We start from the raw sequence: 24207 nt of genomic DNA, 5'->3' as shown, positions 1-24207 counted from the left end.
TAAACTCAATGGCATTATAGGACATGCGAATTGATCCACAAGCCCTATCGTATGAATTTTTCATTACATGAGAGAATTTCACTCTAAATTAAAGTTCTCTAACGACTACTGTTTTTGCCATTTTGTCGTGCCAGCCTTGCTTCTTAGAATCAAAAGCCACCCAAATCAAACCAATAAATAGAACTAATATTGCTGGAAAATAACCGATATAACGAATAATCCCTTGACCAACTGTGACATTTTCTCCAGTCCTTTCATCTAAGACTTTCAAACGCAACAAACGTTTACCTGGAGTTCCAGCAAATTTAACCCAACAGAATACACAGAAAGCGGCCATTAAAATTTGCCAAAGCAAATCTGCGGTTGAGGTCATCTCAGATGAATACATAGAGTTCCAACCCATCAACATTCCAATCGGCACTAATGCAACCATAATAATAATATTATCAATAATAGATGCACCTAAACGTATCCAAAAACCTGCATATTCATATTTATGTGACATTTTCCCCTCACTTTTCTATTTCTATAGACATAAATGCTTATAAATAATCGCTTTATTAGCATAGCATTTATACAATATTTTGTTTTAACTCGCGCTCAAAAAAATCAATGGTACGTTGCCAAACCATTTTCGCCTCAGGCAGTCCTCGACTGACACTACGAAAACCATGCGGCATATTATAAGTATAAGCTTCAACCCGATCACCCAATTGCTGGATCAGTTTATTGCGTTTGGTCGCTGGGCAAAATGGATCAACCGTAGACCAATGTCCCTGTAGAATGCGAACTTCATCCAGAGACTCGTTGTTTGGAACACCAGCACCTTGAATCCCCAGAGAATGATGATAAACCACAGGTGCTAACATATCTTCGCGCTTTGCCATTTGAATGACGTAACCACCTGTTAAACATTGACCTAACATACCCAAGCGACCATTAGATCTTGGGTCTGCCTTTAATGCATCGAGTAATACATGAATTTCTTGATTAACTTCACTGTCCGCTGAATTGATACGTCCTGCCTTACTCACCATAGCACGAATACAATATTTGACTGCACCACCACTAAATAAATTAGGCACGTAAACCAAATAACCTCGATCAGCCAAGTCTTGTGCATCTTCCCTATAAACATCGAGGATACCAAATAACTCGTGTAGCAATAAAATCGCAGGCGTTTTTTCAGAGCTTTGTGCAGGTACATACACTTCAACTTCGATTTGACGTGTCGGTAATGTGATTGTTTTTATTTCCATTGTAGTCATCCGTTACATTTGAATGATTTCCATACTATTTTTGACAATATTAATTGTCAAATAAAAAAGGATGTCTGACGACATCCTTTTCCTATTCATTCAATCAGTAAATTAAATACTGAGTAAACTGTTCAATGTTTCTGCTACATTTTTCGATTTTACTTTAGGCTGCAACGCCTTAAGCGCCTGTTGCACCTGACTACGTTGTGGTTCAGCCAAGGTGTACCAACGTGACAGCACTTGTAATAAACGCGAACCTAAAATTGGGTTTTTCTCATCCAAATAAGCGGCAAGCTCAATAAAATGATCGACACCAAAGCTCCACGTATTCACTGGATTTGCAGCAAGTCCCCCACTCACTGCACGGATACGGTTCGGTGTTCCCAAATCATAATCGGCGTGCTTAGTCAGATACTCAATCGTTTCCGCTGTCGCACATGGATTCGATGCTTGGATGCTAAACCACTGATCTAAAGACAAGGCTTCATCTTTAAAACGGTCATAGAAATCTGCGAGTGCAGCCTGTGCTTGCGGTGCATCATTCCAGACTAGAACTCGTAATGCCCCTAAACGTTCAGACATATTGCCTGTTTGTTGATATTGGGTATAAGCCAAATCAAACACAGACTCATCGCCTTGACGCGCCAACATATTCAGAGTGATATTCTTTAATGAACGTACGCCCATTGCTAAAGAAAACTCTTTTTGCTGGTCTGGATCTAAGGCCAAATAAGTCTCTTTCCAGAATGAACCTAAATCACGTGCTAAACGATCTAGCACAGCTTCACGCTTTTCACGAATCAGTTCAGGTTCATAGTCTTGATCAATACGACTGCCTAAATAGTTTTCACTTGGCACATCAAATAAACGCGATGCCAATAACGGATCTTTATTCACTAAGTCTGGCAAGGTATTTTTAATTGCCTGAATATAGGTATCCACCTTATGGTCTTCTAAAAGAATACGTTCCAATAAAGTTTGTGTCGCTTGCCATTGATTAAAGCCATTGGTTTCGTGCTGAATCAAAAATGCAAGATCATCATTGGAATAATCAAACACCAAATTGACAGGTGCAGAGAAATTACGTAATAACGAAGCTACAGGTTGCTCAGTCACCCCTGTAAATTCAATTGTTGCTTCATCTTGATCAAATAAATACACGCCATCTTTGACTTCATTCACAAACAGATCAGTGCTGTGCAAGGTATATTGTTCACCTGTATTGGCATTAAATAAGGCTAAAGCCACAGGAATTGGCACTGCCTTGAGATTTGGATATTTTGGATGTGCTTTCAAGCTTTGTTTGAAACTTAAACGATAAATCTGTGCAGCAGCATCATATTCACCTTTCGCTTCTAACTTTGGCGTACCTGGTTGGTTATACCATGTAAGGAAGTTAGATAGATCAACCCCTGAACCTGCGCTCAATGCAGCAACCCAGTCCTCAACTGTGACTGCTTGCCCATCATGACGCAGGAAATATTCATCAGTCCCTTGACGATATTTTTCTTTACCCAATAACGTTGCCATCATGCGGTTGATTTCAGCACCCTTCTCATACACTGTCGCAGTATAGAAGTTATTGATTTCGACAAAATGATCTGGACGTGGCGGATGCGATAATGGGCCAGCATCTTCTGGGAATTGATGTGATTTCAATACCGCTACATCATCAATTCGTTGTACGGCCGCTGATTGTAAATCCTCAGAGAAAGACTGATCACGGAAAACTGTTAAGCCCTCTTTTAAACACAATTGGAACCAGTCACGACAGGTGATTCGGTTGCCTGTCCAGTTATGGAAATATTCATGTGCAATGACTGACTGAACTCGCATAATCGCAGCATCAGTGGTGTATTCCTCATCGGCAAGCACACATGAGGTATTAAAGATATTCAAACCTTTATTTTCCATTGCACCCATGTTGAACTGACTGACCGCGACAATCATGTAGTTATCGAGATCATACGGACGACCATAGTGTTCTTCGTCCCAACGCATCGAATGCTTTAATGCTTCCATTGCGATGTGACATTTCGGAATATCTTTCTCGATTGCATAAATTTCTAAAGCAACATCACGACCTTCAGACGTAGTGTAACGATCTTTCAATACTGCCAAATCACCAATCACACAGGCAAATAAATAGCTTGGTTTCTTGGTCGGATCTTGCCAGATCGCAAAATGACGACCTTCACCAACCTCACCTGTTTCCAATAAGTTACCATTTGCAAGTAATACTGGATATTTCTTATCAGCTTCGACACGGGTAGTAAATTCAGCCAATACATCAGGACGATCTGGATAGAAGGTAATTTTACGGAAACCTTCAGGTTCATTTTGGGTAACGAATAAATCACCCGCCTTATATAAACCTTCAAGCTGCGTGTTCGATTCTGGATGAATGATCACTTGAGTTTGTAGAATGACCTGATCTGGTGCATCAGTGATCACCAATTGTTCACTATCTAACTGATATTGCTCTGCACTCAGGACTTGCCCATTCAATTGAACCGATTTTAATTCAAGATCACGCCCCAAAAGCACCAAAGCGCCAGTCGTTTGACGTTTCATCACTAAGGTTGAGTCAACAATCGTATGATCATCATAGACTTGAATATCTAAGTTAATTGATTCAACCAAGAAAGATGGTTTTTGATAATCTTTGAGGTAAATGGTTTGATCTGCTTGTACGGGAGGTTGTGCCGCAATATTCATCAGTATTCCTTATCTTTCATCATGTCGTTTAGATGGTCTTGTTAGCAAGACTTCTTGATTAAAGTCATTCGGTTGCACAAATCATGCCTTATTTCACCTAAATTTTTGTGACAAATCACTTTTGTCAGAAGTATCGGTGAAACTCTATCAGATCATACGCCAACTTATAAAACCTGTCTTTACGGCTCGGTATCAGTTTTAATAATTTTATTGGGTTTACTATTCAGGTTTTCAAATTTGATCTGCAAATTGCCCGATCATTTAGACAAAATTACAACATCGTTTTCCAATCTTAAATAAAAAATACAGAACCAATTGCGTTCTATCGCGCAACTTACATTTTTTTCCTGAGTTTTACATTTTGTGCACGGTTATTGCTTAAATTTATATGCCAATGTAGGTAATACAATAAATCAAGCGAGGGTTAAGACGATGGAATTAAAAGCACACTTATACCGTTTAGAAAATATTAAAGCGATCCATGATCTTGCAAAAGCTGGCGTCGATCATCATGTAATTTCCGTTTTTTTAACAGCAGAAGGAATTGAACTGACAACCTTAGAAGTGACCAACATTGTGAACACTTATGATGCACTTGGCAAAGAAAAATTGCCGAGTAAAAAAGTACAAGCACTTATTGCAGCCAAAAAAATCGGTCAGGAGGACGAAAACTTACCATGCCCTGTTTAACTTTTACATTTAATAAAAAACCTCGAAATATTTTCGAGGTTTTTTATTACACTAATTAAGGATTTGCACTATCTGTTCGTAACCAGACGACTGTACGACCTAAGGCAGAAACGCCCATATAACCGCGCATACGTAAACGTTTACCTTCACCCGTTACGACCGCTTTACCTTTATAAACTTTACCACTTGTTGCTTCTAATACTCGACCATCAATATATGAATCTGGCTTATCTGGATCTTCTCTAAAACCTGATAAAATTTCTAAGCCAAGAATTGGCTTATTGGTATTTGGAGCTGCGCACTTGGTACAGTTCGCAAGGGAAAAACCACGAGCATTAGGATAACGATAAACAATTTTCCCATGAAAGCGACCATCTGATCCTTTACGGATTTCAACAATCGAAAGTTGCTCACCTGTACGTTCTTCAATACTTTTCCAATAACCTTCGATCGAAGCTGAAAAAGCAGTCATGCTTAAAAAAGCAATAGAAACTCCCATGATTCCTTTCAGAAACATTTGATTTAGCATACTAACCCCGTCTTTTTAAAAGCCAACCCATTCATATTTATAGGTTTAATTATTGAAACTTACCATATTTTCAGATAAGTTTCACGCTACCAATTAGTCCTTTTGCTTAAAAAACAACTGATCCAACTGGTAAAATTCATGTAATGAATAACATTATTTTAAAATAAATAAAAACAAATTCTTTGACCTGATATATCACAGTTTTATTTTAAGGGCTTGCACGATCTGTTCTCAACCAGACCACTGTTCGACCTAATGCTGAAATTCCCATATAACCACGCATACGTAAACGTTTTCCATCACTCGTTACAAGTGCCTTACCCTTGTAGATCCGGCCACTGGTTGGTTCCATTATTCTACCATCAATATACGCATCTGGATTATCAGGGTTATCTTTAAGCTTTGATAAGATTTCTAAGCCAAGGATTGGATGATTAGTATATGGCTCAGGGCATTTAACACAATTGGCTAACTTAATACCGTGTGCATTAGGGTAACGATAGACAATCTTGCCATGATAATAACCGTCAGTGCCTTTTCTAATTTCGACAATTGAAAGCTGCTCCCCCGTACGATCATCTATACTTTTCCAGTAACCCTCGATTGAACTTGCATAACTACCAACACTTGTAATAACCAATGCCATTCCGATTAGGCATTTCTTTAATGAATTTTTATACATACAAGCCTCAACATTTTGAATACGGAAAATGTTTTTTATGCTCGATCTCTTAGGATAGAGCATAAAAAAACCTCTTTGATTCAATATCAAAGCATTGAAACTGATCTAAATAGATGAATTCATAAAATGGCTAAAATATAATTAGACATAAATTCATTAAGACATAAACCCTGATATTGAACCAAATTTATTTGTTCAACAGGGTTAAGGATTGGCACTGTCAGTCCTAATCCAAACTTGGGTACGACCTAAAGCAGAAATCCCCATATATCCACGCATACGTAAACGTTTACCATCAGCACTTAACTGAGCTTTGCCTTTATAAAGATTGCCCGTTTTAGGTTCGAGTATTTTTCCGTCAATAAAATGGTTTGGATTTTTAGGATCTTCTCGCAAACCTGATGCGATCTGAAGTCCTAAAATAGGTTTGTTTTTGAAAGGCTCAGGGCATTTCACACAATTGGTTAATACCGTGCCACCACCCGGTACTGGGTAACGATATACGATTGTGCCAGTATAAGTATTATCAGGTTTCTTTTTAATTTCTACGATTGAAAGCTGTTCACCCGTACGGTCATCAATACTTTTCCAAAAGCCTTCAGGTGTCATCGCGAAATTAGCAGTTGCGAATAGGGCAAATGAAATTCCCACGATTCCTTTCATGAGTGAATGTTTTTGCATAATATGCTCTCCCTAAGTGCAAAGTAGATCCATCTAATATATTTTTATTCCAATGTTCTTAGACAGTCAACAAGACGAGTGGATATTTAATTGCTTAAAATCACAATGAATTTTAAGCAACTCACATAATAAGAAAGAAATGATTACGGGTTCGCACTAACTGTGCGTATCCAAACCGTATTTCTACCCAAAGCCGAAATTCCAACATAACCGCGCATATTTAAATGCTTACCATCTGCATTTAATCGAGCTTTACCTTTGTACACTTTTCCAGTTTTGCTCTCTAAGATGCGCCCATTAATAAAACTATTTGCTTTATTGGGGTCTTCAACCAAACCAGTTAAAACTTCTAAACCTAAACGTGGCTTTCCTGTATATGGCGGTGGACAGTTAACACAATGTGTTACGATCGCCCCTTGCGCATTCGGATAGATATAAACGATTTTTCCGCGATAGGTATTATCTGGTGCTTTCCTGATTTCAATGATGGTCAACTGCTCACCCGTTCGATCATCAATACTGCGCCAATAGCCTTCAATTGAACTTGCATATGAGAGAATACTTGTAAAACAAGCAATTAATGCAATAGAGCATTTCAACAATATTTGATTATTCATCCTTATCTCTTTCTACTTCTATAAACAAACTTAATAACATCTTTTAATATGGGGCAAAAATTTACCATACTTTAAAAAATAGATCAGCCACCTGCTTAGCTTTTATATAAAATTCAGTGGATTAAATCTCAATACAAAACTACTTTTTCAGTGCAAATAATCTTTTTCTCACTCCGAGCACGAGCAATGTATAATCCTTTCATTTCGTGGTTATATAGGTTTATTGTCAATGGATTTACAGATTCTGCAAAAGCAGTTAGATGAAAGTAGCCATTGTCCATTGTGCCAAGCATCCATGTTCTGGATTGAAGCTGAGCAATACTCACAAGAATTCCAATTTCATGAATGTAGTCATTGCCAACATCGTGTATTTAAAAGTGACAGCAAACTGAATTGCCATTGTGCTCAATGCACCGCTCAGCGCAAAAAACAAACTCAACAAACCATTTTACAAGAACAACGTAAATACAAAGTCAAAGATGAAGTGATTTATAGCCTGAATCAACTCAGCTTTATGCATAAATTATTTTTACTCAGTTTGTTGGACAGTTATGCTCGTGAAGATGTACAGCATGATGAATTCATCCACTGGAAGAACATTAAATATCATGATTTCACCCCCAATTATTTATTTCAAAATCAACTCGTTCAAGAGTTACTCAAATTAGGCATATTTAAATCACAAGATTCGAGCCTAGAAACAGAACATTTTTATCTTAATCTTCGGCTTGATGGTTATTCTGATCCGAGTTTATTTAGTGTAACCCAACAATTGCGCCATTGGTTTTATGAGAATCTAAGTTTAGGTATTCCCTTCAAAACGACAGATGAAGTTAAAGATGCTTTGTATTTGATTCTTTATCAAGAAATCGTCCAGTTCATGCAATTTTATTGTAGAACTTGGGGCATTCAAATCGCTGGCAATCGCTCATTTCAAGCCTTTTGCTATCGTCTGATGGAAGGGCTCGCAGTGGGTCAAATTTTTTACTTAATTCAAACTGCGTTAGAGTACCTCTATAAGCAAAAAGCATTGCAGCCAAGAAACGATAAATTTATTAATACCAACTTACTCAAAAAGACATTAGAACAATATCGTGAACGCGCTTTGGCTGAACGTTGGGAAACCACGACATTACCTCGCCCATATACCATTCCATTTAGTAAAATGAGCGAAGTATTATTATTTAAATTTTTGGGTTATGACGAGAGTGTTTTTATTCAGCCTGTCTGGAAATCTTGGCGCAAGATCGAACCTCGTTTAAATTTTTATGCAGTAAAGCGTTGCATGTATTGCGGTTCAAATGATCTTGTAGTCGATTATGATGCTACAGACTATGTATCATTGATTTGTCGTCGATGTAAGCATCAAGACCACTACTTTACGCGTTAAACTATTATTTTTTTAAATTTTTAAGGGGTGATGAATGTCACAAAAACAACAACTCATTGAGCAAGTGATTGAAGCTTGGCAAGCTCTTCAGCAACAAGCCCCATTGGTACAATGTATTACCAATAGTGTCGCCAATAATTACGTCGCAAATATCTTACTTGCAGCTGGTGCATCGCCCGCAATGATCGACAATCCATTTGAAGCAGCAGATTTTACAAAAATTTGTGCAGCTTTAAGCATCAACATTGGTACACCGACGACTGAACAAACTCAAGCGATGCTGATTTCAGCCAAAACGGCACAACAGCAACAAAGACCATGGGTACTCGATCCTGTTGGCTATGGATCAATTCTGAAATGGCGTAGTGAAACTGTTGATCAATTACTTAAGTTTCAACCTAGTATTATTCGTGGTAACGCTTCTGAAATCAGTACGCTGGCAGGTAGTCAAATTCAATCCAAAGGTGTTGATAGCACTCTAAATAGCCATGATGTTTATGTTCAAGCAAAAAGCTTGTTACAGCATACTGAGTGTGTTGCGATTTCTGGTGAATCTGACTATATCATTTCCAAACAATTCGATATGGTAATCAAAGTAAATGGTGGTTGCCATTTACAGCCTAAAATTACTGCAACAGGATGCGCTCTAGGTGCATTAACCGCTGCTTATCATGCAGTAACGAATTCAACCATTGCGGCGCTTGCTGCACATATTCATTTTGCTATTGCAGGCAAACTGGCATATGACCATGCTCAAACAGTTGGAAGCTTTAATGTCGCTTTTTTAGATTACATACACATGCTCGATGACAATTTGATTCAGCAATATGTAGATATTGAAATTTTATAATTCAGCTCTGCTTAATTAGCAGAGCTTGAGAGCTATTTCAGTAATAAATAAATGTCTGTGATCAAATCACATTCATCTACATCATGAACAAAGTTGTGGTAGTGAAAAAATATAGGGAAATCCCCTACTTCACGCGCTGATTGTGGTAACCAGTCCCGATATAGATAGTAAACACTGTCTTTAATATGATCGTGACTGCCCAAATGCCGAATAACGGCATAGCTGCCTTTGGGAAGAGTACCTGTGCTTACACCGTATGTATTTTCAGGGATATCCGCCGTGATTGTTCCAGCAATATCAAAACGGAATTCATCACTTAAAGTCTGTTCAGGGTCAGAAAATGGAATACCGTAGGTGCGGCTTTTTGCTATAGGAGATAATCCCGTTTCTTTGCGCCACTGAATAAATTGTGCTGCCGTTTCAAATACACGTTTTGGTGCACCGTGATGAGAAATAAATGCGATTTTCTCTTCTGCTCTTTCTACAATATTAACGTTCATCATGATTTCTCTCGGAGGTAAATAAAAAATAAACCTTTCATGCCAAGATAGCCAATGGGGCTGTTCTCTAAAAGCACTTGGGGTTTGATCAAATGAACGTTTAAAAGCGCGGCTAAATGCTTCAGGGCTATCAAAACCAGACTGTAAAGCAATATCAATAATTTTGGTGTCTGTACAAAATGCAAGTTGAAATGAGGCTCGTTTTAAACGACACAACTGAATAAACTTCATCAGATTCACACCTGTATTCGCTACAAAAATGCGATGAAAATGAAATTTAGATAGTGATGCAACTTGACTCAACGTATTCAGATCTAGCTCATCATCTAGATGTTGCTGGATGTACTCACATACACGTTGCAACTTCTGATCATATAGCGTCATACATTTAACTCAATTCATTTGATGAAAGCTAATTTGCAAGATTCATATTCTGTAAACTTGATCAGAATTGCGGATTTTCAAATCAAATTAAATCGTCGCCTTAAAATAATTCTCTTTTGGCATATCAATCACTTCAACACATAATTGAATTGAATATTCAGCCTCATTTTTTAGATAACCTTTTTGTTCTAACAATCGGAGTAATGCCTCACCTGCTGCTTGCTTCTGAACTTGGGTTCGTCCACTCAAAATATAAAGTTTTAGATGAACATAACCTTCTTGATGATCCTCCAACCCAATTAAAAATACCTCATCTTTAAAAACACGAGACTTAATATCATTTACGCTAAACAGCTCAGTTTTAAGCAACACTGTATTTAGGTCTTTGAGCAATTCTAGCGGATCTAACGCTGTTAAATTTGCTGAATAGTGAACAATCATATGAGGCATTTGATTCGCCCTATTCAACAAACAATAAAGCTAAACGGACTTGATCATAAGCCATACGTGGACTTGTAGCTTCCACAATTGGACGTAACTTAATTGAACCATCATCGGTAAAATGTTCTGGATTTTTACGTTTATGCAAACGTTTATAAATCTTACGAACTTCTTCAACGACTTCATCACCAGGGTTAGCAATGGAAATATCTAATCCTTGTTCTTTATGCAATCGCGCGAGATGGTTAATAATCGTTGCAGGCGTTAGCCCTCGCTCATGCGCGATATCTTCAATTTCATATCCATCTTCAAATAAAGCACGCGTTTCCTCTAAAGTCGCTGCTGCATAATTTTGTTTTTCGCCTTTCGAAAGTTTTTTCTCATTACGTGCAATTTCAGCTGCATTCAGCGTGCCGCCACAATGACGAATAAAGGCATTATGCTGTGGGGTTAGATCAATATTTTCAAAGTTCACTTCTGCTTCAGTCGATAATTCCTGAAAACGGCGGTCTGCTTTAATTGCTAAACTATCCAACTCTAATGCTTGTTCATTAAACCCAAGCAATTTCAGTCCAGTTAGTGACTTTAACCGAGACAAAGCCACATAACCCTGACCTTTTTCAAAAGTATGCGTTAAATTAATTTCTGCTGCTTCTAAAGTCATACCCTGACTTTTATGAATAGTGATTGCCCATGCCAAACGTAAAGGAATTTGCTGATAACTTGCAATCACCTTGCCTGCTTCATTTTCAATTGACCATGTTTCTGGCTCAACAAGTAATGTCGTTCCATCTGTCAATTTGACTTTTGGTAAAATCCCTTGTTTATCATCTTCCTCAAAACCAATCACTTCACCTAAACTGCCATTGATATAGCCCATATCAAAGTTATTTTTGACAAACATCACTTTGGCATGCTTTTTAAGGGTCAATTCTTCAGGTGCGCGTACCGAGGACTTCAGTGTTTCGATTAATTTTTCATTACCATCTAAAATAGCATTAAATTGATGACTTTCATTCTCAATTTCGTTCAGATGCTGATAATTGATGTTATCCACATCCATATTATGTGTGTATAAACGGGTAAAGGTTTCGCCAATATCGTGCTGACGCGATTGTTGTAATGCGAAAATATGATTCTGCTGAATGCTCTGTGCTCGAATCGCATTTAATATCTGATTTAAAATTTCATCATCCTGACGGTGTTGCTCAGTCAAATAGCAAACCCGAAATTTTGCTTCAACCCACGCTTCAGACATGAAGCAAAATTTATCTCGATTACTTTCATCTTTCTTACCTACTGGTGGTAACTGGAAAAAGTCACCTGCAACAATGACTTGAATTCCACCAAAAGCTTCATCACTTTCTTTGAAGTATTTAAGCACCTGATTGACTAAATTAAGCTGTTTGGCATGCAGCATTGAAATTTCATCAATAATCAAGACTTGGGCATTTTCTAAATGCTCTTTTAGATATTTACGCTCTTTCATACGCTTCAGATCATCATCATTCAAACGATCTTTAATTCCAATCCCTGCCCACGTATGAATGGTCATTCCATTCATATGCGTAGCCGCAATCCCAGTAGAAGCCGTAATCGCAACGGGGACTTTTCGCGCTTTAAGATAGTGAATATATTGATTTAGCGTATAGGTTTTTCCTGCACCCGCGGAACCTGTTAAAAAAACATTTTCCCCAGCTTTAAGTAACTTCAGTGCAGTCTCTTGTTTCATAATTTCTTCAGTCAAAAACAACAGCACATAGCTTAACGATTTTTTTGTAAAAGTAAAAACTCAAACTGATTTTGAGAACTGTTTGTATCTCACTTTTACATTGACATCCAAACATTTTCATTTAATGTGTTTCTTAATTAATTCAGATTAGATATAAAAATGAACATTTCAAATTCATATAAATATCAAACAGATATATTGGGAGAAGATTATCAGCAACTCACTTTAAATTTTGCTGATGATTATGATGGGAAAGTCGTTGCAACATTAGTTCGCAAGAAATCAGCTCAAGCCACCAAGAAAGCAGTTCTATATATTCATGGTTTTTCTGACTATTTTTTCCAAACAGAAATGGCAGAACAATTTAACCAGCATGGTTATGATTTTTATGCTCTCGATCTCAGAAAATATGGTCGCTCAAAATTACCGCATCAGAAGTTTTATTATCTACTCGACTTACGTGAATATGATGCTGAAATCACTAAAGCACTCGAAATTATTGGCCAAGAAAATCACAATCAAGTTTTACTTGCTGGGCACTCAACGGGCGGCTTAATTACAACGCTCTACGCCGCACATTACCCAGATCACCGCCTGATTAAAGCACTATGGACCAACAGTCCTTTTTATGATTTTTATAAAAGTGTAATAGAGAAAAAAGTTGGTATTCCCTTATTAAGCGAAGTTGGCGAACGTTTACCAAATGCAAAATTCCCAAGTGGCTTAAATCAATGGTATACACCAAGCCTACATAAAGATTTCTATGGTGAATGGGATTTCAACTTAAATTGGAAACCCAAATCACTCCCTTTTGTTCATTTATGTTTTGTACGTGCGATCCACAAAGCACAAAAAGAAATCCATCGCGGTATTAGTTTAAATATTCCAACCTTGATTATGCATTCACACCAATCCAAATATCCAAAAAAATGGGGTGTTGATGCACAGCAAAGTGATGTGATTTTAGATGTCAAAGATATGACACACAATGCAAAGAAAATGAAAGGTGATGTACAAACCTTAGCAATCAAAAATGGCTTACATGATTTGGTCTTGTCTGCACCGCCTGTGCGAGAGAAAGTCTATCAAGATTTATTTTCTTGGCTCGAACAAAAAATGCCTTAATTAAGCTCTATTTATAGTGATTACTCAGATTATGGATACTTCAATTTCTTTACCTAAAACAGTTTATGCAATTCAGCATCTTGCCTTTGAAGATTTAGGTTCATTAGAAGATATTTTTTATCAACTCGGTTTTCGTGTTCGTTATTTCGAAGCAGGTGTAGATGATCTTAAACCCGCTTTAAATTATGAAGGTCTTACCATTATTCTTGGTGGACCAATTGGTGTTTATGAAACTGAAGACTACCCTTTTCTTATAGAAGAGATTGAAGGCCTCAAGCAACGCTTGAATGCGAATAAACCAACTATTGGTATTTGTTTAGGTGCACAATTAATCGCACACGCATTAGGTGCAAAAGTTTACGCAGGTCATCAAAAAGAAATTGGTTGGAGTCAGTTGGAAATCAAAGCCGTTGAGCATAATCCCTTATCTGCACTTGAAAACACTGAAGTTCTGCATTGGCACGGCGATACATTTGATTTACCACCTCATGCGACATTACTTGCAAGCTCGGCAATTTATCCCAATCAGGCATTTTCTATCAGGAATAACATCTTAGCTTTACAATTTCATCTTGAGATAAACCAACACAGTTTTGAGAAATGGCTCATTGGGCATACGTGTGAAATACGGCATGCAGGCTTATCAATTCCTCAGTTACGACAAGATAATTTAAATTATGCAGCGCAATTGGAAAGGCAATGCCGAACAATTGTCCAAACATTTTTAGATAAAATAAATAATTAAATCCATATAACCACTCAAATTGCATATGCTTGTCACAGCCGATAATTATATCAATTGAGTGGTTTTAAGCAAAAAATACACTAAAAATATTACACTTTTCAAACTTTTCTTACATAATCACACATTAAGACCAATAACAGACGACATTACAATCAAGCTATTTTTGGATAAGACAATAGAATATGAGCATTCATCTTATTTTAGCTGGACTATAGAATATGCTTAAGCTGATAAAGAGTTTTCACTCTATCAATACCTATTTATTCATATCTGTTCTTCTACTTATTTCAATGGTAATTTATTTTTATCACATCAATCCATAAATGATTCATCTAAAAAACCCAACTTCTAAAGCTGGGTTTTTAGATGAATACTATTATAAAATTTATAAATATTAAGAACGAATATAAATCCCTGATTGAAACTTACTTCTTCTCAGCCTTAAAACTATCTTTAAGATCAAGAATACGGTTAAACACAGGTTTTTCAACTTGATGATCATGTTGATCTGCAACAAAATAACCTTCACGCTCAAACTGGAAACGATCTTCTGGCTTCGCTTGTGCTAATGCAGGTTCAATCACAGCCTGTACCACGTTCAATGATTCAGGATTTAGATTTGCCAAGAAATCATCCGTCGCATCTGGTGCTGCTTCAGTAAATAAACGATCGTAAATACGAATTTCAGCAGGTATACCTTTCGTTGCAGAGACCCAATGAATGACCCCTTTGACTTTACGACCTTCAGGGTTTTTGCCTAACGTTTCAGGATCAATTGAACATTTAAGCTCAATTACTTCACCATTGGCATCTTTGATTACTTCATCACACTTGATCACATAAGCATGGCGTAAACGCACTTCGCCTTCTGGAATCAAACGTTTAAAGCCTTTTGGTGCAACCTCTTCAAAGTCTTTACGATCAATATAGATTTCACGTGTTAACGGTATAACGCGTTCACCCATATCAACATTTGGATGACGTGAATGAGTTAAATCTAATTCTTCAGGTAAATTAGTCAAGGTTACTTTTAATGGATTCAATACAGCCATACCACGTGCTGCTGCATTTTCCAAAGACTGACGAATACAGAACTCAAGCATTGCCACATCCACAATACCATCTGTTTTCGATACACCCACACGCTTACAGAAATCTCGTAAACCTTCTGGGGTAAAACCACGGCGACGCATTCCCACTACAGTTGGCATACGCGGATCATCCCAACCCTGTACATGGTTACCCTCAACCAATTTACGCAATTTACGTTTAGAGGTAATCGTATAATCTATATTTAAACGTGATGACTCATATTGACGCGGTACAGCAGGAGAATGAACTTTCTCCACAACCCAATCATAGAATGGACGGTGATCTTGGAACTCTAAAGTACAGAGTGAATGGGTAATCCCTTCAATTGCATCTGACAATGGATGAGCATAGTCATACATTGGATACATTTTCCACTTATCACCTGTTTGATGATGCTCTGAATGCAATACGCGGTAAAGAATCGGGTCACGCATATGTACATTCGGGCTTGCCATATCAATTTTGGCACGTAAAACAGCACCACCTTCTTGGATTTCACCATTACGCATTTGTTCGAAACGCGCTAAGTTTTCCTCAACTGTAGCATCACGATATGGCGAGTTTTTACCTAACTCAATGAAACTACCACGATTCAACTTAATTTCTTCAGGTGTTTGCAAGTCCACATAGGCATCCCCCTGTTCAATTAATTGAACAGCCCACGTGTAAAGTTGATCGAAATAACTTGATGCATAGCGAGGCTCACCATTCCAGTTAAAACCTAACCACTTCACATCATTGGCAATACCATCAACATATTCTTGTTCTTCGGCATCTGGGTTTGTATCATCAAAACGTAAATTACATAAACCGTCGAATTCTTCAGCAATACCAAAGTTGAGACAAATCGCTTTGACATGACCAATATGTAGATAACCATTTGGCTCAGGTGGAAAACGAGTCACAACTTTTTGAGTACGACCTTGATTTAAGTCATCTGTAATCACTTGACGTACAAAATCCAAGCCTGCCTGTTGTTCTTGCTGCGCGGCGTCGACAGTGGTTTGAGTATTCGGTGTCGGGGTCTTTGGCAGTTCTGAAACAACATCATTTGGCTTCATAGGGTGTAAATCACTTCTTACAGTTAAAAAAATAGGAAATAAAACGCAATCTTTGCTTTTTCTGAAAGATTTTAACGTTTTTTACTTGCCTTGTAGTTTACAGTTTGCTTATGCTTCTCTCAACCAAAAACCCATGGTCACAAGCCCATGTTTAGGAGATTAATGTAATGAGTTTTCCTCAAGTCGAATTAAATACCAACAAAGGTCGTATTGTTCTTGAGCTTAACGCTGAAAAAGCACCAAAAACGGTTGCAAATTTCTTAGAATATGTACGCGACGGTTTCTATGACGGCGTAATTTTCCACCGTGTGATTGATGGTTTTATGATCCAAGGTGGTGGCATGGACGAAAACTTCAAAGAAAAAGCAACACGTGACTCAATCGAAAATGAAGCTGACAACGGCTTAAGCAACGATGAAGGCACAATTGCTATGGCACGTACGCAAGCTCCTCATTCTGCATCAGCTCAATTCTTTATCAACGTAAAAAATAACTCTTTCTTAAACCACACAGCGCCAACTGCACAAGGCTGGGGTTATGCGGTATTTGGTAAAGTTGTAGAAGGTATGGATGTTGTAGCTGCAATTAAAGGTGTGCGTACGGGTAACCGTGGTTACCATGCAGATGTTCCTTTAGAGAACGTTGTGATTGAATCAGCTAAAATTATTGCTGAGTAATAATCCCTCCTAACCTCCCTTTATAAAGGGAGGAAAGTCCCTCTTTTTAAAGAGGGATTTAGGGAGATTAAAAGGAAAAAAGTGTGACCTACCTGTTTATTTCAGATCTACACTTGTCACCTGATCACCCTCGACTCGTTCGAGGGTTTTTGGCTTTATTGAAAGAGTATCAAAATAAAAATACCCAACTTTATATTCTAGGTGATTGGTTTAATGCTTGGATTGGTGATGATTACACTGCGCCATGGTTAGATGAAATTGTCAGCGCTTTACAAGTATTCGCTGAAGCAGGCAATCAAGTGTATTTCCAAGTGGGTAATCGAGATTTTGCCTTAGGTCAAAAATTCTTAAAGCAATTTAACGGTATTCTATTACCTGATGTTTATATACTCGAAATTGATCACAAAAAATTTCGACTCGAACACGGTGATGCCTTATGCACAGACGATATTGCCTATCAACGTTTTCGCAAAGTAATTCGCAACCCCATTTTACTCGGTTTCTTAAAACGCACTCCTTTGAGTTTTAGACAAAAACTTGCTAATGGTTTCCGTAAGAAAAGTAGTGAAACTAAGCAAATGAAAAGCTATGATATTATGGATGTGAATACACAAGCAGTAGAATCAGTCATCGCACCTGTCGATTATTTAATTCATGGTCATACTCATCGCCCTGAAATTCATCAAGTATTGAATAAACAACGTATTGTTTTAGGTGATTGGCGTGCAGATTCCGCTTGGATTTTAGAACTCAATAAGCAAGAAAATTATCAATTAGATTTTAAACAGTGGTTCTATTGATCATTATTGAATAGTCGTACTCATCTGTTTCTTCATCTTTAACCATTTTATAAAACATTTGTTATTACTTCGCTAAACCTTCAGTCAGTTTAGTAATCATAGTTCATTCACATACGACTTAAATCTATATAAAAATCACATTTAGCTACTTTTCGTGGAATTTAGATCAAGTAAAATAAATTAAAATTTTAAATCGAGTTAGTGACAGATGGACACTTTAGTTACAGCAAAAACACGTTACGCGACAAAAGCTTATAATTCAGAGAAAAAAATCCCTCAAACGCAGTTTGAAAAACTTTTAGAAGTATTACGTTTCAGCCCTTCTTCCGTAAATATTCAACCTTGGCATTTTTTAATTGCTGAAACAGATGAAGCTAAACAACGTATTGCATCAGCTTTAACAGGCAATTACATCTATAACGCGGCTAAAGTTCTAAACTCTTCCCACACCTTAGTATTTTGCACGCGTACTGATATTTCTGCTGAATACTTAGAACAACTATTACAGCAAGATGATGTCAGTGGTCGTTTTAAAGATGAGACAGCCAAACAAGGTCAACGTGACACACGCCAAGGCTATGTTGAATTTTATCGTAATGAATTGAAAAATCTTCCTGCATGGATGGAAAATCAAACCTATCTAGCACTTGGGCAACTGCTTTTTGCTGCAGGACTAGAAGGAATCGACGCAACACCAATGGAAGGATTTGACAGAGAGTTAATCAATAAAGAATTCGAGTTAACTGAAAAAGGCTTAAAAGCATCTGTTATTGTTTCACTCGGCTATCGCAGCGAAAATGACTTTAATGCCAAATTACCTAAATCACGACTATCTAATGAGGTTGTTTTTACACGTTTATAATAATCCCTCATCCAATGGGAGTGACTCAATTTACTCCCATTGTTTTAATTCATCATTGCTTTAGCCAATAACATGACTGCAACTACACCACTAATTAGTCCAATCCAGGTATAAGCTTTTAAGCGTTCTTTAAATAATACTACGCCACTAAGCACGCCAAGTAACACGACAAAAATATTCATACCAGCAAAGACAATGGCTGGGGTTTCTTTGAAAATCATATGTGCTTTAACATACAAAGCAATATTTGCAAAGTTCAGTACACCCAAACATAATCCCATAAAAATGTTTTTAGGTTGCCAATTCGGTTGAGTGATGGCGATATAAATGATAGATAAAATAAAGGCTGTAATAAAAGTTAAGTTTAGCGTGACCGCAAACTGTAAACCTAAACTACTGCTATATTTTAATAATACATCAATAGCTGCATAACCCGCCCAAACACTAAACAAAAATAAGGCTGATTTTAAGCTCATGCCTTTACTTGCCTGCTCGGTGGCCTGTCCGATAATGATCGCTAAAATTGCAATAATTCCAAAAACGACCCCGATTAATTTTAATTGGCTAAATTGCTCACCAAAAACAAAATAAGCTGCTAATAACGACAATATCACCGCTAAACGTTGGGCAATTTCAGTTTTTAAGATACCAGCAAATTGTAGGGACTTGGCTAAGCATAAAAATATACTTGGTAATAATAGACCTAAAACAAGAATTAACCACCAAGGCGTATTATTGAGAGAAATATGAGTAATATCGGTTTTAAACCAATAAAAGCATAAAAGACTGGCACTCAAATAATTCCATGCAATGATTTGAAAAACATCAAAACCTTTAGCTTTTAGATATTTTAAAAGAATCGAGACCAATACACTACAACATGCAGCTGCAACAATCATTTCCATAGTTTTTTCTAGCTATCTAAAAACACACAAAAAAAAGCCAGTCTATTATTAGACTGGCTTTTTTAAAAGATCATAGATCAATTAACGATTATTTTCGTCTTCTTGACCATCTTCAAATTTAGTTTCGCTATCGAAGCCACCTTGATGACCAAAGCCACCTTGACCGCCAAAGCCACCTTGACCACCGAAGCCACCTTGACCACCGAAGCCGCCTTGACCACCGAAGCCACCTTGACCACCGAAGCCACCTTGACCGCCGAAGCCACCACCTTGACCGCCAAATCCACCTTGACCGCCAAATCCGCCAGTAGAACCTTGACCACCGAAGCCACCAGTAGCACCTTGAGCTGGGAAGCCACCAGTAGCACCTTGAGCGCCAGCTGGACGTGGATTACGTGCAGGAACAACTGTAGAAATCGCGTGTTTATAAACCATTTGGCTTACAGTGTTTTTTAATAAAACTACATATTGGTCAAACGACTCGATATGCCCCTGTAATTTAATACCGTTCACGAGGAAAATAGAAACTGGAATACGTTCTTTACGGAGAGAATTTAAGAACGGATCTTGTAAAGTTTGACCTTTAGACATTTTTAACTCCAAAAAAATTTTAAATCAGCGCAAAAAAACTATCTTTATTTTTCAGCTAAAAATTATAAAAAGACAGCCTGCGAATTTTGCTTTATCCAAAGAAGTTTCGCAAGTCTTCTTTCGCCTGCTTTATCGTGACGTAAGTTTTAAAATCGTGTATTTCTTGCAAAGAACGTAACCAAGTGTATTGACGTTTGGCAAGTTGCCGTGTCGCAAATAATGCTTTGTTCTCCATTTCTACTTTATTTTTGAGACTTAGGTCACTTTTTAATAAAAAATCTAAAGCTTGACGATAACCCACAGACCGCATGGATGGTAAATTATCATTTAAATCGTATTTTTTAATTAATTCCTCTACTTCATTTAAAAATCCAATACTCCACATTTTGCTTAAACGTTGCTCAATGCGTTGATGTAATTCTACCCGATCTGGCATCAATGCGTAATTATGAAATTTGTAACGATATGGTTGATTTTTAGGCTGCTCTGCCTGTAGTTTTGTTATTGGTTCACCTGTAATTCGGTAAACTTCTAATGCCCTAATAATTCTTTGTTTATCTGAAACTTTGAACTTTTGTGCGGCAATTGGATCAACAGAAGCCAATTCATCATAAACAGACTGCCAGCCTTCAAGATCAGCTTTAGCAAGAATCGCATCACGAATACTTTGATCCGCATTTGGTAGATTATCAGCTAATCCTTCAAGTAGCGATTTAAAATATAGCATTGTGCCGCCCACTAAAATTGGTGTTTTGCCACGCGAATGCATGTCATCAATTAATGGGCAAACATCTTCAACAAATTGTGCTGCTGAGTATACGTCCAATGGAGTAATAATATCGATTAAGTGATGCGGATATTGTTGTTGCTCTTCTTTTGTGGGTTTAGCAGTCCCAATATCCATATCTTTATAAACTAAAGCCGAATCTACAGAAATCAATTCGAAATTACCGCGTTCATAGAGTTCGCATGCCAATGCTGTTTTACCACTTGCGGTAGGCCCCATTAGATTGATGACGGGCAATTGATTTGACATGTAAAACTACTCTCCTCGAGCAAATAATTTATCTAATTGATGCAATGGAAATGCGCGCCAAGTTGGACGCCCATGATTACATTGACTGGCAAATTCAGTTTGTTCCATTTGACGTAATAAAGCATTCATTTCCGAAAGACTGAGTTGTCGGTGTGCTCTTACAGCACCATGACATGCCATACCAGCAAGAAGCTCATCACGTTTTTGTAATAGCCCCCTGGCTTCATCATTTGGATCAAGATCATTTAGTAATTCTGGAATTAAATTACTAAAGTCAGCTTTATGCAAAATGGCAGGCACACCACGCACAATCACCTGATCATCGCCGTATTGATCAATTTCCAAACCCAAACGTTCTAATTGTGGTTGTAAATCTTCAACGCGAGTCGCTTGCATTCGCGTAATGGAAACAACTTTAGGAATCAGCAGTTGTTGCGAAGTCCAAAACTCAGGTTTATCCCATGCCGACTTCATCTGCTGCAACAAAATACGTTCATGTGCCGCATGCATATCTACAATAATCAGACCTTCAGTATTTTGCGCCAAAATATAGATGCCATGCAGTTGTGCGATTGCAATTCCCAAAGGAAACTCATCCACACGTGATAGGCCTTGATCATTTTCATCTTCTGTTTCTTCACGTAAAGGCGCTAAATAGCTTTTGAGTGCATTATTTAACTGTGCAGAACCGTTATAACGAGGTTCTTGAGCTGTTGAATTGTACTGTACTGCCTGTGGGCGGCTTTGATTAAACTCAGTGAGTAAATCTGTCGAAACAATAACCTGCTGATTGGCTTGTCGCTCAGGCTCTGCTACTGCTCGATGTAAATTGAATTGTTCTTGGTATTTTGGCTGAGGCTGATAATTAAAGTTTTCTGCCTCAGCTTCATCTGTTTTCATCGCTTGTGCTAAATCAGCAGTTGCGGTTTGAAATTGAGACAAGGTTGCTTTGGCATAATGCCGTACAAATTCATGTACTTCACGCTGGTTCAGAAAACGAATTTCATGCTTGGTTGGATGCACATTCACATCAATATTTTCAGGGTCAACTTCTAAAAACAACAAATAAGAGGAGTGTTGATGCCCATGCAAAATACCTTCATAGGCCATACGCAAAGCATGCGAAATGGTTTTATCTTTGACAATACGACCATTTACATAGACATATTGCATATCAGCCTGTGCTCTTGCGTCGGAAGGATGCCCCAACCAACCAGACAAACGCATATTAATACTTTCAGCATCAATCCAATATGCATTTTGAATAAACTGTTGACCTAACAACTGCTGGACACGCTGATAACGTAATTCACCACTATCAGCAATCGGCAAATTTAAACGAATATTATCGTTATGTTCGAGTACAAAACGAATTTCAAAATGAGTCAAAGCCAAACGGCGGACTATTTCTTCAATATGACCAAATTCTGTACTTGGTTTTTTTAAAAACTTTCGGCGCGCTGGCACATTGAAAAATAAATCTTGTACACGGATATGTGTACCTTTTTGTGCTGCAACAGCCTGTATTTGTTGATGATCAAACGCTGTTCCATTCACTTCAACCTGATAACCCACGCCTTGTTCATCTTGGCTACTGGTCAACGTCAAACGTGATACTGCAGCAATCGAAGCTAATGCTTCTCCACGAAAGCCTAAACTAACAATTGCATGCAAGTCTTCCGATGTTTTAATTTTACTTGTCGCATGCCGCATCACCGCTAATGGTAAATCTTCAGGATGAATTCCATGACCATTATCAATGATTTCAATCAGGGTCGAACCACCTTGCGCCACGCGAATAATAAGTTCGGTTGCGCCAGCATCGATTGCATTTTCTAATAATTCTTTAACAACTGATGATGGACGTTCAATCACCTCACCCGCAGCAATCTGGTTGGCTAAGGCAGCATCAAGGGTATGAATACGACGAGTTGAATCATGCGCCATTCAATTGTTCCTGCAAAGTTTGAGATAAAGATTCGGATTCAGTGGTTAGCGTGACAAACCGAGTCAATTCATCATCTGATTTTTGAATATCAATCACTACATCAGGTTTTGGAATTTCATCTCCACCTTTTGAAGGCCATTCAAATAAGAATAAAGCATCTGGTGTTTCTAAATAATCACGAATTCCCATCAGTTCTAATTCATAGGGATCATCTAAACGATATAAGTCGAAATGGAAAATTTCTTTGCCTTGAATGGTATAGGGTTCAACCAAGGTATAAGTTGGACTTTTTACTGAACCTTGATGTCCAAGATTCTGGATAAAATAACGCGTAAATGTCGTTTTCCCAGCGCCTAAATCACCAATCAAATATATAACGCCTGAATGCACTTGTTCTGAGAGCACCTGCGCAAATTTTTGAGTGTCTTGTTCATGATTTAAAGTAAATTTCACTGAATATGACATGGCAAATAGAATAAAATTGGGATGCTGACTATGATAACATCGCCCTGAGGTAAAGCCTAATCTATGGAAAGAAGTTGATTCTTTTTAATGCAATCATGAGCTAAATATTAAAGGATAGAAATGTCTTCTGAATCTTTATTTATACATTGCGAATGTCATGGTCAAAATTATGCTGCTGTCGTATGCGGACATTTGATTCAAAATAACAATAATTATCCTCTGGGTTTTATTGAAAATGTTTCTACCCCAACGAATCCACAAGGCTGGTGTTTGGCATGTGAATATGTTTTTACTCAGGAGAATGGTATGACAGATTCATTCCATAACTTTAATAATATGGCTGTTGTCTGTACTCAATGCTATCAGGAGATAAAAACTAAACACGATATCTATAAAAATCAGCAATCTTAATAAACTTGATCACTTA

At 37.6% G+C, this 24207-nt stretch carries 25 protein-coding genes; 9 read left to right on the top strand and 16 right to left on the bottom strand.

Annotation, left to right across the window (positions count from 1 at the left end; all coding sequences use genetic code 11):
• Positions 1–88 precede the first annotated feature (88 nt).
• From O1450_RS05960 to pepN, 3 genes are all read right to left on the bottom strand, one after another.
• Positions 89–505 carry an RDD family protein gene (locus tag O1450_RS05960; protein ID WP_269230065.1) on the bottom strand — a complete coding sequence of 139 codons (417 nt, stop codon included), beginning with the start codon at positions 503–505 and terminating at the stop codon, positions 89–91.
• A 67-nt stretch (positions 506–572) separates the two neighbouring features.
• Positions 573–1259 carry a dienelactone hydrolase family protein gene (locus O1450_RS05955; protein WP_269230064.1) on the bottom strand — a complete coding sequence of 229 codons (687 nt, stop codon included), beginning with the start codon at positions 1257–1259 and terminating at the stop codon, positions 573–575.
• Between the two features lie 111 nt (positions 1260–1370).
• Entirely contained in the window at positions 1371–3977 is a 2607-nt protein-coding gene (gene pepN / locus O1450_RS05950) for an aminopeptidase N (protein WP_269230063.1), read from the bottom strand.
• Between the two features lie 432 nt (positions 3978–4409).
• On the opposite strand from pepN, the gene O1450_RS05945 reads away from it, so the two are divergent.
• Positions 4410–4667, top strand: coding sequence for a hypothetical protein (locus O1450_RS05945; protein WP_004652954.1), 258 nt, complete (start codon positions 4410–4412; stop codon positions 4665–4667).
• Positions 4668–4722: 55 nt separating this feature from the next.
• Here O1450_RS05945 and O1450_RS05940 read toward each other — a convergent pair whose 3' ends face one another.
• From O1450_RS05940 to O1450_RS05925, 4 genes are all read right to left on the bottom strand, one after another.
• Entirely contained in the window at positions 4723–5196 is a 474-nt protein-coding gene (locus O1450_RS05940; protein WP_269230062.1) for a DUF2147 domain-containing protein, read from the bottom strand.
• A 208-nt stretch (positions 5197–5404) separates the two neighbouring features.
• Positions 5405–5842 (bottom strand): DUF2147 domain-containing protein, encoded by a 438-nt coding sequence (locus O1450_RS05935; RefSeq protein ID WP_269230428.1) that lies wholly within the window; start codon positions 5840–5842, stop codon positions 5405–5407.
• A gap of 240 nt (positions 5843–6082) precedes the next feature.
• Positions 6083–6559, bottom strand: coding sequence for a DUF2147 domain-containing protein (locus O1450_RS05930; RefSeq protein ID WP_269230061.1), 477 nt, complete (start codon positions 6557–6559; stop codon positions 6083–6085).
• A 143-nt stretch (positions 6560–6702) separates the two neighbouring features.
• Positions 6703–7176 carry a DUF2147 domain-containing protein gene (locus O1450_RS05925; protein WP_269230060.1) on the bottom strand — a complete coding sequence of 158 codons (474 nt, stop codon included), beginning with the start codon at positions 7174–7176 and terminating at the stop codon, positions 6703–6705.
• 229 nt (positions 7177–7405) lie between these two features.
• Between O1450_RS05925 and O1450_RS05920 the strand changes: the two genes are divergently transcribed.
• Both O1450_RS05920 and thiM read left to right on the top strand, forming a co-directional pair.
• Positions 7406–8566 (top strand): hypothetical protein, encoded by a 1161-nt coding sequence (locus tag O1450_RS05920; RefSeq protein WP_269230059.1) that lies wholly within the window; start codon positions 7406–7408, stop codon positions 8564–8566.
• 34 nt (positions 8567–8600) lie between these two features.
• Positions 8601–9416, top strand: coding sequence for a hydroxyethylthiazole kinase (gene thiM / locus O1450_RS05915; RefSeq protein ID WP_269230058.1), 816 nt, complete (start codon positions 8601–8603; stop codon positions 9414–9416).
• Positions 9417–9448: 32 nt separating this feature from the next.
• Here thiM and O1450_RS05910 read toward each other — a convergent pair whose 3' ends face one another.
• The 3 genes from O1450_RS05910 to O1450_RS05900 all read right to left on the bottom strand — a co-directional run bounded on the left by O1450_RS05910 (position 9449) and on the right by O1450_RS05900 (position 12473).
• A complete protein-coding gene (locus tag O1450_RS05910; RefSeq protein ID WP_269230057.1) occupies positions 9449–10300 on the bottom strand; it encodes an AraC family transcriptional regulator in 852 nt (283 codons plus the stop codon).
• An 87-nt stretch (positions 10301–10387) separates the two neighbouring features.
• Positions 10388–10750 carry a 5-carboxymethyl-2-hydroxymuconate Delta-isomerase gene (locus O1450_RS05905; protein ID WP_269230056.1) on the bottom strand — a complete coding sequence of 121 codons (363 nt, stop codon included), beginning with the start codon at positions 10748–10750 and terminating at the stop codon, positions 10388–10390.
• A 10-nt stretch (positions 10751–10760) separates the two neighbouring features.
• Complete coding sequence (locus O1450_RS05900) at positions 10761–12473, bottom strand: AAA family ATPase (protein ID WP_269230055.1); 1713 nt, start codon at positions 12471–12473, stop codon at positions 10761–10763.
• A gap of 159 nt (positions 12474–12632) precedes the next feature.
• On the opposite strand from O1450_RS05900, the gene O1450_RS05895 reads away from it, so the two are divergent.
• Both O1450_RS05895 and O1450_RS05890 read left to right on the top strand, forming a co-directional pair.
• Complete coding sequence (locus tag O1450_RS05895) at positions 12633–13598, top strand: alpha/beta hydrolase (RefSeq protein WP_269230054.1); 966 nt, start codon at positions 12633–12635, stop codon at positions 13596–13598.
• A 31-nt stretch (positions 13599–13629) separates the two neighbouring features.
• Positions 13630–14343 carry a glutamine amidotransferase gene (locus tag O1450_RS05890; protein WP_269230053.1) on the top strand — a complete coding sequence of 238 codons (714 nt, stop codon included), beginning with the start codon at positions 13630–13632 and terminating at the stop codon, positions 14341–14343.
• 425 nt (positions 14344–14768) lie between these two features.
• On the opposite strand, the gene O1450_RS05885 is transcribed toward O1450_RS05890, so the two are convergent.
• Positions 14769–16496 (bottom strand): glutamine--tRNA ligase/YqeY domain fusion protein, encoded by a 1728-nt coding sequence (locus O1450_RS05885; protein WP_269230052.1) that lies wholly within the window; start codon positions 16494–16496, stop codon positions 14769–14771.
• A 167-nt stretch (positions 16497–16663) separates the two neighbouring features.
• On the opposite strand from O1450_RS05885, the gene O1450_RS05880 reads away from it, so the two are divergent.
• The 3 genes from O1450_RS05880 (at position 16664) to nfsB (ending at position 18835) form a co-directional block, all read left to right on the top strand.
• Positions 16664–17173: a peptidylprolyl isomerase gene (locus O1450_RS05880; RefSeq protein ID WP_087547167.1), complete on the top strand. Its 510-nt coding sequence runs from the start codon at positions 16664–16666 to the stop codon at positions 17171–17173.
• Between the two features lie 83 nt (positions 17174–17256).
• The gene (locus O1450_RS05875; RefSeq protein WP_269230051.1) at positions 17257–17973 is read left to right on the top strand and encodes a UDP-2,3-diacylglucosamine diphosphatase; all 717 of its coding nucleotides are present in this window, start codon (positions 17257–17259) and stop codon (positions 17971–17973) included.
• Between the two features lie 208 nt (positions 17974–18181).
• Positions 18182–18835 carry an oxygen-insensitive NAD(P)H nitroreductase gene (nfsB, locus tag O1450_RS05870; protein WP_269230050.1) on the top strand — a complete coding sequence of 218 codons (654 nt, stop codon included), beginning with the start codon at positions 18182–18184 and terminating at the stop codon, positions 18833–18835.
• 44 nt (positions 18836–18879) lie between these two features.
• On the opposite strand, the gene O1450_RS05865 is transcribed toward nfsB, so the two are convergent.
• The 5 genes from O1450_RS05865 to tsaE all read right to left on the bottom strand — a co-directional run bounded on the left by O1450_RS05865 (position 18880) and on the right by tsaE (position 23780).
• A complete protein-coding gene (locus O1450_RS05865) occupies positions 18880–19740 on the bottom strand; it encodes an EamA family transporter (protein ID WP_269230049.1) in 861 nt (286 codons plus the stop codon).
• A gap of 81 nt (positions 19741–19821) precedes the next feature.
• Positions 19822–20331, bottom strand: coding sequence for an RNA chaperone Hfq (gene hfq, locus O1450_RS05860; RefSeq protein ID WP_213072475.1), 510 nt, complete (start codon positions 20329–20331; stop codon positions 19822–19824).
• Positions 20332–20422: 91 nt separating this feature from the next.
• Complete coding sequence (gene miaA, locus O1450_RS05855; protein WP_269230048.1) at positions 20423–21367, bottom strand: tRNA (adenosine(37)-N6)-dimethylallyltransferase MiaA; 945 nt, start codon at positions 21365–21367, stop codon at positions 20423–20425.
• 6 nt (positions 21368–21373) lie between these two features.
• Positions 21374–23314, bottom strand: a complete 1941-nt coding sequence (gene mutL / locus O1450_RS05850) for a DNA mismatch repair endonuclease MutL (RefSeq protein WP_269230047.1) — start codon at positions 23312–23314, stop codon at positions 21374–21376.
• Positions 23304–23780, bottom strand: a complete 477-nt coding sequence (gene tsaE, locus O1450_RS05845) for a tRNA (adenosine(37)-N6)-threonylcarbamoyltransferase complex ATPase subunit type 1 TsaE (RefSeq protein WP_269230046.1) — start codon at positions 23778–23780, stop codon at positions 23304–23306. Before tsaE ends, mutL begins: the two co-directional genes overlap by 11 nt.
• A gap of 120 nt (positions 23781–23900) precedes the next feature.
• On the opposite strand from tsaE, the gene O1450_RS05840 reads away from it, so the two are divergent.
• Entirely contained in the window at positions 23901–24191 is a 291-nt protein-coding gene (locus O1450_RS05840; RefSeq protein WP_018678103.1) for a hypothetical protein, read from the top strand.
• Positions 24192–24207: the final 16 nt, after the last annotated feature.

The organism is Acinetobacter sp. TR11, assembly GCF_027105035.1.
Lineage (GTDB): Bacteria > Pseudomonadota > Gammaproteobacteria > Pseudomonadales > Moraxellaceae > Acinetobacter.
The sequence above is the reverse complement of the archived record's forward strand: the minus strand, read 5'-3'. Positions and strand labels throughout refer to the sequence as shown.

Coding starts and splice junctions, on each gene's coding strand:
- O1450_RS05900 (WP_269230055.1), bottom strand. CDS start 12,473: ATGAAACAAGAGACTGCACTGAAGTTACTTAAAGCTGGGGAAAATGTT.
- O1450_RS05880 (WP_087547167.1), top strand. CDS start 16,664: ATGAGTTTTCCTCAAGTCGAATTAAATACCAACAAAGGTCGTATTGTT.
- thiM (WP_269230058.1), top strand. CDS start 8,601: ATGTCACAAAAACAACAACTCATTGAGCAAGTGATTGAAGCTTGGCAA.
- O1450_RS05955 (WP_269230064.1), bottom strand. CDS start 1,259: ATGGAAATAAAAACAATCACATTACCGACACGTCAAATCGAAGTTGAA.
- hfq (WP_213072475.1), bottom strand. CDS start 20,331: ATGTCTAAAGGTCAAACTTTACAAGATCCGTTCTTAAATTCTCTCCGT.
- O1450_RS05885 (WP_269230052.1), bottom strand. CDS start 16,496: ATGAAGCCAAATGATGTTGTTTCAGAACTGCCAAAGACCCCGACACCG.
- O1450_RS05895 (WP_269230054.1), top strand. CDS start 12,633: ATGAACATTTCAAATTCATATAAATATCAAACAGATATATTGGGAGAA.
- O1450_RS05940 (WP_269230062.1), bottom strand. CDS start 5,196: ATGCTAAATCAAATGTTTCTGAAAGGAATCATGGGAGTTTCTATTGCT.
- O1450_RS05960 (WP_269230065.1), bottom strand. CDS start 505: ATGTCACATAAATATGAATATGCAGGTTTTTGGATACGTTTAGGTGCA.
- O1450_RS05945 (WP_004652954.1), top strand. CDS start 4,410: ATGGAATTAAAAGCACACTTATACCGTTTAGAAAATATTAAAGCGATC.
- O1450_RS05920 (WP_269230059.1), top strand. CDS start 7,406: ATGGATTTACAGATTCTGCAAAAGCAGTTAGATGAAAGTAGCCATTGT.
- miaA (WP_269230048.1), bottom strand. CDS start 21,367: ATGTCAAATCAATTGCCCGTCATCAATCTAATGGGGCCTACCGCAAGT.
- O1450_RS05930 (WP_269230061.1), bottom strand. CDS start 6,559: ATGCAAAAACATTCACTCATGAAAGGAATCGTGGGAATTTCATTTGCC.
- O1450_RS05935 (WP_269230428.1), bottom strand. CDS start 5,842: ATGGCATTGGTTATTACAAGTGTTGGTAGTTATGCAAGTTCAATCGAG.
- O1450_RS05865 (WP_269230049.1), bottom strand. CDS start 19,740: ATGGAAATGATTGTTGCAGCTGCATGTTGTAGTGTATTGGTCTCGATT.
- O1450_RS05910 (WP_269230057.1), bottom strand. CDS start 10,300: ATGACGCTATATGATCAGAAGTTGCAACGTGTATGTGAGTACATCCAG.
- O1450_RS05905 (WP_269230056.1), bottom strand. CDS start 10,750: ATGCCTCATATGATTGTTCACTATTCAGCAAATTTAACAGCGTTAGAT.
- mutL (WP_269230047.1), bottom strand. CDS start 23,314: ATGGCGCATGATTCAACTCGTCGTATTCATACCCTTGATGCTGCCTTA.
- O1450_RS05925 (WP_269230060.1), bottom strand. CDS start 7,176: ATGAATAATCAAATATTGTTGAAATGCTCTATTGCATTAATTGCTTGT.
- O1450_RS05840 (WP_018678103.1), top strand. CDS start 23,901: ATGTCTTCTGAATCTTTATTTATACATTGCGAATGTCATGGTCAAAAT.
- tsaE (WP_269230046.1), bottom strand. CDS start 23,780: ATGTCATATTCAGTGAAATTTACTTTAAATCATGAACAAGACACTCAA.
- pepN (WP_269230063.1), bottom strand. CDS start 3,977: ATGAATATTGCGGCACAACCTCCCGTACAAGCAGATCAAACCATTTAC.
- nfsB (WP_269230050.1), top strand. CDS start 18,182: ATGGACACTTTAGTTACAGCAAAAACACGTTACGCGACAAAAGCTTAT.
- O1450_RS05890 (WP_269230053.1), top strand. CDS start 13,630: ATGGATACTTCAATTTCTTTACCTAAAACAGTTTATGCAATTCAGCAT.